This is a genomic window from Ruminococcus sp. SR1/5 (genome assembly GCF_000209835.1).
GTDB classification, from domain to species: Bacteria; Bacillota; Clostridia; order Lachnospirales; family Lachnospiraceae; genus Blautia_A; species Blautia_A fusiformis.
In genome coordinates this window covers 1708854-1721784 of the sequence record NC_021014.1, presented here as the reverse complement: position 1 = coordinate 1721784, position 12931 = coordinate 1708854, and the positions used below count along the sequence as shown (strand labels likewise).

Below are 12931 nucleotides of genomic sequence, written 5' to 3'. Positions count from 1 at the left end.
CGTACAAACCATACAGCGGCTGACCACATGATCCTATTCAAAATAACCTGCCGGGAACTCACAACCCTCTGATAAAAGAAATCGCATCCCGGATCCCAGCCACATAAACCAATTTAATTCCTTTAATACTCTCTGTAGCCGTCCGGTTCACCTCAGGAAGTATCACCGTCTCAAACCCAAGCTTTTTCGCTTCCTGCACACGCTGTCCGGCCATACTCACTGCACGAACCTCGCCACTCAGACCAATTTCACCAAACGCCATCACAGAATCCGGGATCACGATCTCCTTCGCACTGGAAATAATAGCAAGACAAATACCCAGATCGATCGCCGGCTCTGTCATCTTCATGCCACCCGCAATATTCACATAAGCATCCGAAGCAGCAAGATGAACTCCCGCCTTCTTCTCCAGAACCGCCATCAAAAGATTCACACGATTAAAATCCGTACCAACTGCTGTTCTTCTCGGAATTCCAAAATTACTCTGACACACCAGAGCCTGAATCTCCACCAAAATCGGTCTCGTCCCCTCCATAGAACATGCAACAACAGACCCCGAAGCATTCTCCGGTCTTCCATTCAAAAGGAACTCGGAAGGATTCTTCACTTCTTCAAGTCCGGAATTCTGCATCTCAAAAACACCAATTTCATTGGTAGAACCAAAACGATTTTTCACCGCACGCAGGATCCGGTAAGAAGCATGCCTGTCTCCCTCAAAGTAAAGCACAGTATCTACCATATGTTCCAGTACACGAGGACCTGCCACATTTCCCTCCTTGGTCACATGACCCACGATAAAAATGGACACTCCCATACCCTTAGCGATCTGCATCAGTACATTGGTAGATTCCCTCACCTGAGAAACACTTCCCGGTGCAGACGAAATATCTTCATGAAACATCGTCTGGATAGAATCCACAACAGCTACATCTGGTTTCGTCCGCTCAATGATCTCCCGGATATTTTCAAGATTCGTCTCACAGAGCAGTTTCAGTTTATCATTAAACGTTCCAAGCCGATCTGCCCGGAGCTTGATCTGTCTGAGAGACTCCTCACCAGAAATATACAAAACAGAAATCCCCTGTGAAGATAAATTTCTGCACACCTGCAACAACAATGTAGACTTGCCAATACCAGGATCTCCACCTACCAAAACAAGGGAGCCGGGGACGATTCCGCCTCCCAGCACCCTGTCAAGTTCACCGATTCCACAGCTCTGACGTTCATCTGAAGAAAGACTGATATCTTTCAGAACTACAGGCTCCGTTTTCTTTTGTGTAGTTTTAATACTCCCTGAGGAAGATTTTTTGGAAGAAACCGTTTCCTCCACAAAAGTATTCCATGCCTTGCATGCCGGGCACTGCCCCATCCACTTGGCTGATTCATACCCGCATTCCTGACAGAAATAAACCGTTTTTTATTTTTAGCATTTTACAATTTTAACTTCTGCTTTGGTGTTCGCATCCAGTTCAACACTGAAAGAAAGCTTGCCGCCCAGGTTTGTGGTCATTGTACCTGTACTTACATCATCAATAAATACCTGATACTCTGTCTCAGCTTCCAGTTCAACAGTAATCTGAGAATCCTCAAAGCCCTGAACCTCAAAACTCATTGCTGTTCCATCCTGCTGAAGATGGAACACACTGGTTCCCGGAACAGACTCATATACGAACATTCCATTACGCTCAAGTTTGGTGATCTCCTTATATGTTTTTACTTTATACATATCTCCCTGATACTGATAATCCGACAATTTGGATTTCTGATTTAATTCATAATCTCCAAAACTGATAGTCCCATTATCTTCTGTGCGGATCAATTCCTGTACCACTGCCATGATCTTATGTCCTCCTGAAATCTTTCGTTGTATAGTTTTAATTTTGTTAATTATAACTTATTTCTGTTTTTTTGGCTATAGAAAGTAATAAAATTCTTACGCTTTCTCCGCATCTTTTACTTCAAAGTAGATTTTCTTGTCTTTGACCTTCACCTGTACGGTATCACCGGCTTTGATCCGACCTTCAAGGATTTCTGTTGCCATCTCATCCTCAATCTTTGTCTGGATCGCACGACGCAGCGGTCTTGCACCGTATTTACTGTCAAAGCCTGCATCTGCGATAAGATCTTTAGCTGCTCCGGTAACTTTCAGTATGATATCCAGCTGTTCCTGACAGCGTTTTTCCAGGTTTTTCAAAAGAATAGTAACGATCTTTCTGATATTTTCTTTATTCAGAGAATGGAATACCATGATCTCATCGATCCGGTTCAGAAATTCCGGCTTAAACATCCGCCGCACTTCTTCCATCACTCCGGACTTCATCCGTTCATAATCACGCTTTTCCGTATCTCCGGACATAAATCCAAGATGTTTCGGTTCCATGATCATCTGCGCACCTGCGTTAGAAGTCATGATAATGATCGTCTGCTTAAAATCCACTTTTCTGCCTTGAGCATCTGTAATATGACCATCATCAAGTACCTGCAGAAGAATATTAAACACATCCGGATGAGCCTTTTCAATCTCGTCAAAAAGAATGACACTGTATGGATTTCTGCGCACTTTTTCGCTGAGCTGTCCACCTTCTTCATAGCCTACATATCCGGGCGGCGATCCGATCATTTTAGAAACACTATGTTTTTCCATATATTCGGACATATCTACACGGATCATTGCCTGCTCACTTCCAAATACAGCTTCCGCCAGCGCTTTGGAAAGCTCCGTTTTTCCCACTCCGGTAGGTCCCAGGAATAAGAAAGAACCTATAGGCCTTGCGGGATCCTTTAATCCTACTCTTCCCCTTTTTACCGCACGGGCAACTGCAGAAACTGCCTCATCCTGTCCGATCACACGTTTTTTCAGAACCTTTTCCAAATTTGCAAGCCTACGGGATTCCCCCTCTGTCAGACGCTGTACAGGTATTTTTGTCCAGTCAGACACAATACCGGCAACTGCCTCTTCATCAACTGTAAGTGGATTTTTCCGATTTTTCCGCTCCGCCTTTCTTCGGATCTTTTCCAATTCTGCTTCCGCCTCATTCTGCTTTGCCTGTGCTGCTTTTGCACCTTCAAGATCTGCATTTATGACTGCCTGTTCTTTTTGTTTCAAAATATCGTGGATCTCTCTTTCCAGTGCTTCTGCTTTCGGAGACGGACGATATCCCGCCAGTTGTACTTTCGACGCTGCCTCATCAATAATGTCAATGGCTTTATCCGGAAGAAACCGGTCATTGATATAACGAACGGACATTTTTACAGCCGCCTCAAGGGCCTCATCCAGAATCTCTACATCATGATGTTTTTCATAATATGGGCGCAGCCCCTTCAGGATTTCAACAGCCTCCTCTTCTGTAGGCTCTTCCACGATGATAGGCTGAAAACGCCGTTCAAGCGCTGCATCCTTTTCAATGTATTTCCGATATTCTTCCAGTGTCGTTGCTCCGATCAGCTGGATCTCTCCACGGGAAAGAGACGGTTTCAGGATATTGGAAGCATCCAGTGCACCTTCCGCTCCACCTGCTCCGATGATCGTATGGATCTCATCAATAAAGAGCAATATTCCCTGCTGTTCGCTTACCTCATCGATCACATTTCGGATACGTTCTTCAAACTCACCGCGATATTTACTTCCTGCGACCATTCCGGAAAGATCCAGAACTACAACCCGCTTATCCTTCACAGTATCCGGTACCATTCCTGTGACGATCCGCTGTGCAAGTCCCTCTACGATAGCCGTTTTTCCTACTCCCGGCTCTCCAGTCAGGCAGGGATTGTTCTTTGTTCTTCTGCTCAGGATCTGGATCAGTCTGGCAATCTCTTTATCCCTTCCCACTACAGGATCCAGCTTACCTTCTTCTGCCATAGCCGTCAGATCTCGGCTATACTGATCCAGAGTTGGTGTTACACTGCTGTTTCTTCCCTTTGAAGCTTTTACAGCCTGGAATTCTTCCGCAATGGCATCGCTGTCCATTCCCATAGCTGTCAGCACTGCCGCATAAAGCTTCTGGATATTTGCACCCATTGTGTACAGCAGTCTGGTACCCACACAGTCTGTTTCTTTCAACATTGCCAGCAGAATATGTTCTGTCCCGACTTCCTCAAAACGCATGGATTCTGCTTCTGCATATGCACCCTCAAGAACTCTTCTGGTTCTCGGACTGAATCCCGGTTTCTGTGAAACAGCCGTATTTCCCGGCGGTGCGATCAGTTTATCGATCAGAGCCATCGCTTTATCAGCCTGGATCCCAAACTCCTCCAGAACTCTTCCTGCTGTGCCCTCCTTTTCTTCTACAAGCCCGACCAGCAGATGCTCCGTGCCGATATAACTATGTCCGCAGGAGCTGGCTGCCTCTTTTGCCAGAGCAAGAACATTCTCTGCCTGTTTTGTATATCGTTCCTGCATGATGTCTCCTCCTATCTGTCTGTGTCATACTCGTCAAAAATCTCGTCCACCAGCTGATGGACTTCTTCTCTTGTTACATTTTTACAGCATCCCCATGCCATTGCTACTGTCAGATTCTGTTTCATTTCTTCCAGTGCTCTGACCTTATCTGCATCTATGGAGATCACCGCTCCCTTTCGCCTGTCAATAGTCACAAAGCCTTCCTGACGAAGCAGCGCATATGCCTTATTCACAGTATGCATATTGATTCCTGCAATGCTTGCAAGCTGCCGTACAGAAGGCAGAGTATCCCCTTCATGAAGCCTTGATGTAGCGATCCCCATTATGATCTGATTGGTGATCTGCATATAGATTGCCTCATCACTGTTAAAATCGATTTCTATCACCATAGGGTAATCTCTCCTCTACAACAGCAAAAGGCTGCACAGTTTCATCCTGGCAGCCTGCTGTGATTTTTGTTTTATTTACTGATCCCTGCAATCTTCTCTATCTGTTCTTTGTTAAGAACCAGATTAAATCCCATTGGATTTACCACATAAGCGTTTGCCTGCGGAATCATCAGGCTCGGAAGTTTATCTATAGTCACTTTCGCAACACGGAGATTCTTGCCTCTTCCAAATTTCTCAAATTCCATAACATCTGTAAACACAGGCTGCATGATCTTATCCTCTTTATTTTTCAGATACGGAATATGGAGCTTTCCATCTTCTTCCTGCTCTGCATTGATTGCGATCAGAAATTCTGCCTTACGCAGGTTAGCTATCAGCTCTTCTTCCAGCTCACGGATATTTTTGTGCTCTTCCTGTTTTACCGGACGACGCAATTCCTGCATAAAATAGATTCCGGAAAGTTCAAGAGACGGGTTCAGAAGCGGTCTCTTTGACGGCTCGATCTTACTCATATCTCTCTGGTTTGCGATCTTTCCGATCTCAATCTCGATCTTCTCTTCTCCGTCGATCCAGATCACACTGTTCACTCCGATCGCGTACAGCGTACCATACAGTCTTGGATAGTCTTTTTTCTCATATTTCATGCCCATAAGAAGGATCTTATCCTCAAGGAGCTGTTTACCATATTCTTTGATCTCTTCTTCTGTGGCAAAAATCCTTGCCTGGTCATTAAATGTTTCTTCATCACAGGTCACATATGGAAGTCTGGTTGCCTGTGAATATGCAACAAATACTTCCTCCCTGTTTCTGAGCTCATGGATTGCTTCTTCTACACTGATTCCCATTTTTCTGTCCTCTCTGCCTCATCACTTGGATGCGACACCTCATCAAGGAAAATGGTTGGTTCCTGTTGTGCCCTGTCAGCATCCAGCTTTTCATGTTCGTAACTACTCACTGTGTTTCATAGTTGTTACTATTGTACAATGAAATCCCTGTTTTCGTCAAGCTGTGCCTGTGAAAAATGACCAACTTAAGCCTCGTCGATAGCTTTTCCGATATCGTGACGCATATACTTGTTTGCAAAGCTGATCCACTCTGTAGCAGCATATGCATTCTTTCTGGCTTCTTTTAATGTCTCTCCTTTGGCAGTGATGCCAAGAACACGCCCACCGTTTGTAACGATCTCTCCATCTTTAAATTTGGTTCCCGCATGGAAACAGTAGTATCCGTCTTTGTCCTTAAAATTCTCAAATCCATGGATTGGGATACCTTTTTCGTATTTTACCGGATATCCATCACTTGCAAGAACAACACAAACTGCTGCATTGTCCTCAAATTTCAGATCGATCTGATCAAGTTTGCCGTCTACACAGGCTTCCATTACTTCAATGATATCATTCTCCATACGCGGAAGAACAACCTGTGCCTCCGGATCCCCAAATCTTGCATTATATTCCAGAACCTTCGGGCCATCTGCAGTAAGCATCAGTCCGAAGAAAATGATTCCCTTAAACGGACGTCCCTCTGCTGCCATGGCATCTACTGTTTTCTGATAAACATATTTCTTACAGAATTCATCTACTTCCGGAGTATAGAACGGACTTGGAGAAAATGTTCCCATTCCGCCTGTATTCAGTCCCTGATCCCCATCCTTCGCACGCTTGTGATCCTGTGCGGATGTCATGGTACGGATCGTCTTTCCATCTACAAAAGAAAGTACGGAAACCTCACGGCCAGTCATAAATTCTTCAATTACCATGGTATTTCCGGCATTTCCGAATTTTTTGTCTTCCATGATCTCTTTTACGCCAGCTTCTGCCTCTGCAAGATCCTGGCAGATCAGAACACCTTTTCCAAGAGCAAGGCCATCTGCCTTCAAAACGATCGGGAATTTTGCCTCGGTCCTTAAATATTCCAGAGCTTTTTCCGGATCATCAAAATTCTCATAAGCAGCTGTAGGAATGTCGTATTTTTTCATAAGATCCTTGGAAAAAAGCCTTGGAGCCTTCCAGAATAGCAGCATTTTTGCGCGGTCCGAACACACGCAGTCCCTCTGCCTCAAATACATCTACGATTCCGCCCACAAGAGGATCATCCATTCCCACGATAGTAAGATCGATCTCTTTTTCTTTGGCAAAGGCTGCCAGTTTTTCAAACTCCATTGCTCCGATATCTGCACATTCCGCATACTCTGCGATTCCTGCATTTCCAGGTGCACAGTAGATCTTGTCAACTTTCGAGCTTTTTGCAACACTCCATGCAATTGCATGTTCTCTTCCGCCGCTTCCTACGATTAATACTTTCATCTGTTTACTCCTTTGTTTCATCTGTCTGCTGATTACTTTAAAGAAACAATTCCATCTGTCACTGTGATCTTGTCATTGGCGATAAGATTGATTGCTTCCGGAAGGATCTTCCACTCCGCTTTTTCCATTACACGTCTCTGAAGCTCCTTGGATGTATCTCCGTCTTTTACCTTTACTGCCTTCTGAAGAATGATCGGACCTGTATCCGTTCCGGCATCTACGAAATGAACCGTAGCGCCTGTTACTTTCACTCCTCTTGCGAGAACTGCATCATGAACCTTAAGTCCATAAAAACCTTTTCCGCAGAAAGACGGGATCAGAGATGGATGGATATTGATGATCTTGTTGGGATACGCTTCCACCATCATCGGAGGGATCGCAACCAGATATCCTGCAAGAACAATCAGGTCTACCTCTTTTTCCTGAAGCTTCGCCAGTAATGCTTTATGGAAAGCTTCTCGGTCCGGATAGTCTTTCGGTGCGATGCATACCGCCTCTATATCATGCTTTCTGGCTCTTTCCAGAGCATAAGCGGAGGCATTATTACTGATCACGATATCCACTTTTGCATTTGTGATCTCTCCTGCATCAATAGCATCCAGGATCGCCTGAAGATTCGTTCCCCCACCGGAAACAAGAACACCGATCTTTAACATAAGGTCACTCCCTTTTCTCCCTCTTCAATGGATCCTACCACATATGGCTTATCGCCGGTTTTACGGATAGCTTCCATTGTTTTGTCAACATCTGCAGGATCTACTGCCAGGATCATTCCAAGACCCATATTATATGTATTATACATCATATGCTCATCAATATTTCCTTTTTCAGCAAGGAGCTTGAAGATCGGAAGTACCGGATAGCTGTCTTTTTTGACAACAGCTCTGGTTCCCTCTTTCAGCATACGTGGGATATTCTCATAGAATCCACCCCCTGTGATATGGCTGCATGCATGGATCTTCACACCAGACTCTCGGATGCTCTTCAGCGCTTTTACATAGATTCTGGTCGGTGCGATCAGTGCCTCTCCCAGAGTTGTTCCAAGCTCTTCATAATAAGTATCCAGAGACTCTTTTGTCATGTCAAATACTTTACGTACAAGAGAAAATCCATTACTGTGAACTCCTGTGGAAGCCATACCGATCAGGACATCTCCTGGTTTCAGGGCCTCTCCTGTAAGAAGATCTTTTTTGTCAACGACTCCTACTGCAAATCCGGCAAGGTCGTACTCATCTTCCGGCATAAGTCCAGGATGCTCTGCTGTCTCACCACCGATCAGAGCTGCCTCAGACTGTACACAGCCCTCTGCAACACCTTTTACGATCTCTGCGATCTTTTCCGGATAATTTTTGCCGCAGGCAATGTAGTCCAGGAAAAACAATGGCTCGCCGCCTGCACATGCAATATCATTTACACACATGGCTACAGCATCGATTCCGATGGTATCATGCTTGTCCATAACCATGGCTACCTTAACCTTGGTTCCACATCCGTCTGTTCCGGAAACCAGAGTAGGCTCTTCCATATCTTTGAATTTCTCCATGGAAAATGCACCTGAGAATCCACCGATTCCTCCAAGTACCTCCGGTCTCATTGTCTTGGCAATGTGCTTTTTCATCAGCTCTACTGATTTGTATCCTGCCTCAATATCTACGCCTGAAGTCTTGTAATCCATAATGTCCTCCTTATGACAACACCTTTTTATTTTATGGTAAAAGATTTATTTAGTAATTTTTGTATCCAACTTCCTGAAGCCTTGCGTCTTTCTTCTCAACCTGCTCCTTCAGATCCTGACTGTAGGCTTTCAGTCTGGAAAGAAGCTCTGCATCGGAAGTTGCAAGGATCTTGGCAGCAAGAAGTCCCGCATTGGCGCCACCATTGATCGCTACTGTGGCAACCGGGATACCGCTTGGCATCTGTACGATTGAGTAAAGGGAATCTCGTCCTCCCAGAGAGGTTGTATGCATCGGAATACCGATCACCGGCATTGGAAAGATCGCTGCGCACATTCCCGGAAGATGAGCTGCCATTCCTGCGCCTGCGATGATAACTTTGAAGCCTTTTTCTTCTGCTGTCTTTGCATACTCGAAAAATACATCCGGTTCTCTGTGTGCGGAAATGATCTTCATTTCATAATCAATCCCCAGTTTCTCCAGGATATCTGCTGCTTTGCTCATAACCGGCATATCTGAATCACTACCCATTACAATTCCTACTTTTGCCATTGTGTTCTCCTTTCATGGTACACTAACTGAATATTAGCCTGTGTCCTTTGACTATTGTTATGGTTATTCTACGTATATTCTCACTTTCTGTCAATACGATCGGAAAAACTGTAAATTTACTAATTAACTTATATTATTATTTAATGGAAGATTCTCAAAAGGACGGTTTAATTCCTCTGTTCCCGGAAGAACAAACCTTCCGTTTTCGATAATAGAAAGCATTTCTCCCTCATCATCGATCACACGGATACTTCCAAGCTCATCATAGGGAATGGTAATATCTGTATGACAGCCATAATAAGCAAGGCTTACGTCATCTTTTCGCATCTCGGAAATCTCATTATCCCTGGCGATGATCTCTTTTCCATCCGGATTATATACCGGTGTATCCTCTGCCCAGCTGTAACAGGTATCGCCCACAGCAAAATGCGGTCCCATTTTTTCTGCGATCAGGATCGGAAGCTTATCCGCAATTCCGTATTTCAGCGCCGCCACATAAGCTGTGGTATTTGTACCGATGGCAAACTCTCCCATGGGGATCTTCGGATGGTGGTGGAGGATATTATCTTCAATATATTTCCGGTTCTCTTCTTCGGTTTTAAAATTCGAGCAGGTGTAATCAATAACCTGGCCGCAGTCAAATACCAGTTTCAGATCCCGGAACTGAAGACCGTTCAGATATACTTTTTTCACATGAAGGATTCCGCCTGTGCCTGCCAGCTGCGGAGATGTAAAGACTTCGCCCACCGGAATGTTCACATCTGCCACACAGTTCTCAAAATTCGTCTGTTTCTCCGGATCTGTCAGCTCATGAAGATGGATCAGAAGATCCGTCTCATTGTCTCCACGTCCTTTGACTTCCACCCACTCACAGGTATCCAGGGTATTGATGATCGTCTGCTGGATTTCCTGATAGAGATGGTAATCCAATGTATTGATCTTTACGATCTCACGGAAAATTTCCTCATAATTTCCACCAATCTCAGGAACCGGATATGCAATGATCGTAAAACTTCTCTCATCACCTTTGATGTATCGGTTTACGATCTGTCCGGATTCATTGTCAAGTTCTGTCTGAAGCTTCTGCTGTGTCTCGCTTAATGCATAAGCTTCCGGTTTACTTATCGGAGAGAAAGGATTTTCTCCAAATGTATCAATGCAGGCCGGACCGCCATGTACTTCTGCCAGTTCTCTGTACTTCTCATAGGAGGTCTGCATAGCACGAAGTTTTCGCTGAACAAAATCCCCATCCAGGAACAATGCACTGTCCTGACGATGATCGTAATCGTACTGCGGATTGGCAACGCCGCCTGTATAGCCTACTCTCACGGCGCCTCTCTTATTTACCACATGCGTTGCATGGCGATAGATTACCGGCTTCAGACCTATTTTTTCAAACTGGAGGATCGCTGCTTTTACCATCCGTTCAAAACCAAGACTATATCGGATATTTACTGTTTTCTTTTTTGTGATATCCTTCCGTCCGGTGATAAATCCGATCCGATAGCCTTCTGTATAGGTAGAAGCCATCTTATCGATCTCTTCCTGAGAAAGGGAGTTCAGAAACTCTGCAACTCCTGTTTCATTCTCTGAAACAAACTCGCCATAGCGATACAGATATCTCAGATCCGAAAGATCCGAATTCATGATGATATCTGCTGCAAAGTCAAGCTCCGGATCTACACCTTCCCGTATCCTCTGCTCCATCATATCCTGGCAGTAATCATTTACATAGGAACGGAGAATCCCCTCCACTGTTGCCGCCTCTGGAAGTTCTTCCTCACAAAATGCAGAATATACTTCCAGAAACAGTTCCATGGATACAGTCATATCCCACAGCCTTTTCTCATGAGCATAAGCTACAGTTCCTGCGATCTCTGCATACAGAAAACTGAAGGCTTTTCCATATTCTCCCATCTGCTGTACTGCATACGCCGGATTTCCATAGCTGCTTTCATAATTTTCCGGGAGGATATCCTGATAAAAGCAATGATTTCTCTCTTTCAACGCCTCCATCGTAAGCTCTGCTGCGCTCTCATCCATCACATCTGCTGCCATGGAAAGAAACTTTGCCCTGTTTCTGAAAAAATCTCCAAACGGTTTTTTACGGTTTCTTCTGTTATGATCTCACGGATCCGTTCCTTCGCAAGTCCATAACGTTCTTTCATGCATTCTTCCAAGACTTCATCTCCCATCTTTTTCATCATTGATCACATGCCCCAGGGCAATGTGTTTGTCAACGAGTTCTTTCATATATTCCCAGATCACTTCAGAACCCTCTCCTGTTTTCCGGTTTCTCTTATAAATCTGACTTTTCTTCACCTGATGCTCTTCCCAGCTTTTTCCGTTGGAAGCATCATTTAGAAACAATGGCTGACAATTATCTAGCACATGGGCAAATTTCGCCTCCGGGGTTTCGTAAGCCTCAAACTCCTCCCATAATGCTTTTAACCACTGTCCCTGATCTTCCGGCAATAGTCCATAGATCCGTTCTGCTGCCTGCTTCTCCCTGTATTCCTTGGTTGTCGCTCCTTTTTCATCATATGCATAGGTATCACCTGCATCGATCTCTACCAGATCATGCGCCAGTACCATAGGAATCACCTTCGAAAGATCCACTTCCTCATTGGAATATTCCTTTAAAAGCACTGCCATCAACGCCAGATGCCAGGAATGCTCCGCATCATTCTCTTTCCGCTTTCCGTCTGCAAGATATGTCTGACGAAAAATATTCTTGACTTTATCTATTTCCATAATAAAGTCCAGCTGTTTTTTAAGCGTTCTTTTTTATCCATCTGTTATACCCCCGATAAAAAAAGTCCCAGCCAGATAACCAGGATCACTCCATTCAAAATAGACCCGACCATGCTCGTCCTGTGTTTCCGGTTTTCTTCCGAAAAGCTGGAAAGCCCCAGTGTAAAGCCATATGCAGAAAGTAGCATGGCAAAAAGCCCGGTTCCGCCGATCAGGCCCCCGAGCTTTCCATCAAAAAAGAGTGCAAGCACAACTGCCGCGATAAACAGCACGAGGGAAGCCGCCGCAAGTCCTACAGACCATTTTCCCTTGGAAGCTTCTCTTTTTTTTGCAAATGCATATCTATATCTTCTTGCCATTAATTTTTCTCCTAATCCTGTCGCAGACTGCATAAATCCCATATCCAAACGCTGCGCCCAGAGTATTCAATATCATATCATCCACATCAAAGCAGCCAACTTTTGTAAGCAGCTGGATCACTTCTATCGTCAGACTGATAAAAAAGCCGGATAATATGATAAAAAAGCCATTTCGCATTTTTCCGGTTATTACCGGAAGAATAAATCCGTATGGCACAAATCCCAGCACATTTCCAAAAACATTTGTGAAAAGCGCAAATGTACCCACTATTTTTCGATAAGTCCAGAAACGCCTGATCTCCACAAACGGAACAAGATTGTAACGGTATTCTCTTTCTGCATCCGCCACTCTTCCGTATCCTTCCGAAAAGAACAGAAGATACACAAGAACAAGAACATACAATACAAAAAAAGCTGTCCCGAGTTTTTTTACTCTGCGTTTTGTCCCTTTTTCCAATATTCTCCCCTGCTTAAATAGTCCGAAAAGCCACACGGAACA

13 protein-coding genes and 1 pseudogene are annotated in these 12931 nt (G+C 44.5%); all 14 read right to left on the bottom strand.

Annotated elements, in window-relative coordinates; all coding sequences use genetic code 11:
* Positions 1 to 58 precede the first annotated feature (58 nt).
* On the bottom strand, positions 59 to 1369 hold the full coding sequence (gene radA / locus CK1_RS08805; protein ID WP_015525914.1) for a DNA repair protein RadA: 1311 nt from the start codon (positions 1367 to 1369) through the stop codon (positions 59 to 61).
* A 54-nt stretch (positions 1370 to 1423) separates the two neighbouring features.
* Positions 1424 to 1837 (bottom strand): hypothetical protein, encoded by a 414-nt coding sequence (locus tag CK1_RS08800; RefSeq protein WP_015525913.1) that lies wholly within the window; start codon positions 1835 to 1837, stop codon positions 1424 to 1426.
* A gap of 96 nt (positions 1838 to 1933) precedes the next feature.
* Positions 1934 to 4399 (bottom strand): ATP-dependent Clp protease ATP-binding subunit, encoded by a 2466-nt coding sequence (locus tag CK1_RS08795; protein WP_015525912.1) that lies wholly within the window; start codon positions 4397 to 4399, stop codon positions 1934 to 1936.
* Positions 4400 to 4410: 11 nt separating this feature from the next.
* Positions 4411 to 4788 carry a GntR family transcriptional regulator gene (locus CK1_RS08790; protein ID WP_015525911.1) on the bottom strand — a complete coding sequence of 126 codons (378 nt, stop codon included), beginning with the start codon at positions 4786 to 4788 and terminating at the stop codon, positions 4411 to 4413.
* A gap of 71 nt (positions 4789 to 4859) precedes the next feature.
* Positions 4860 to 5633 carry an SseB family protein gene (locus tag CK1_RS08785; RefSeq protein ID WP_015525910.1) on the bottom strand — a complete coding sequence of 258 codons (774 nt, stop codon included), beginning with the start codon at positions 5631 to 5633 and terminating at the stop codon, positions 4860 to 4862.
* Positions 5634 to 5818: 185 nt separating this feature from the next.
* Positions 5819 to 7094 (bottom strand): annotated as a pseudogene (gene purD, locus CK1_RS08780) (phosphoribosylamine--glycine ligase).
* Between the two features lie 32 nt (positions 7095 to 7126).
* The gene (purN, locus tag CK1_RS08775) at positions 7127 to 7750 is read right to left on the bottom strand and encodes a phosphoribosylglycinamide formyltransferase (RefSeq protein WP_015525907.1); all 624 of its coding nucleotides are present in this window, start codon (positions 7748 to 7750) and stop codon (positions 7127 to 7129) included.
* Positions 7744 to 8769, bottom strand: a complete 1026-nt coding sequence (gene purM / locus CK1_RS08770) for a phosphoribosylformylglycinamidine cyclo-ligase (RefSeq protein WP_015525906.1) — start codon at positions 8767 to 8769, stop codon at positions 7744 to 7746. The genes purN and purM overlap by 7 nt, the downstream gene beginning before the upstream one ends.
* Positions 8770 to 8818: 49 nt before the next feature.
* On the bottom strand, positions 8819 to 9319 hold the full coding sequence (purE, locus tag CK1_RS08765) for a 5-(carboxyamino)imidazole ribonucleotide mutase (protein WP_015525905.1): 501 nt from the start codon (positions 9317 to 9319) through the stop codon (positions 8819 to 8821).
* Positions 9320 to 9442: 123 nt separating this feature from the next.
* Positions 9443 to 11377, bottom strand: a complete 1935-nt coding sequence (locus tag CK1_RS08760; protein WP_015525904.1) for an aminopeptidase — start codon at positions 11375 to 11377, stop codon at positions 9443 to 9445.
* Positions 11362 to 11487: a hypothetical protein gene (locus CK1_RS18225; RefSeq protein WP_353611154.1), complete on the bottom strand. Its 126-nt coding sequence runs from the start codon at positions 11485 to 11487 to the stop codon at positions 11362 to 11364. Before CK1_RS18225 ends, CK1_RS08760 begins: the two co-directional genes overlap by 16 nt.
* 16 nt (positions 11488 to 11503) lie before the next feature.
* On the bottom strand, positions 11504 to 12073 hold the full coding sequence (locus CK1_RS08755) for an HD domain-containing protein (RefSeq protein WP_015525902.1): 570 nt from the start codon (positions 12071 to 12073) through the stop codon (positions 11504 to 11506).
* Positions 12074 to 12117: 44 nt separating this feature from the next.
* A complete protein-coding gene (locus tag CK1_RS08750; RefSeq protein WP_015525901.1) occupies positions 12118 to 12432 on the bottom strand; it encodes a hypothetical protein in 315 nt (104 codons plus the stop codon).
* Positions 12416 to 12925 (bottom strand): VanZ family protein, encoded by a 510-nt coding sequence (locus tag CK1_RS08745; protein ID WP_502685100.1) that lies wholly within the window; start codon positions 12923 to 12925, stop codon positions 12416 to 12418. The genes CK1_RS08750 and CK1_RS08745 overlap by 17 nt, the downstream gene beginning before the upstream one ends.
* Positions 12926 to 12931 lie beyond the last annotated feature (6 nt).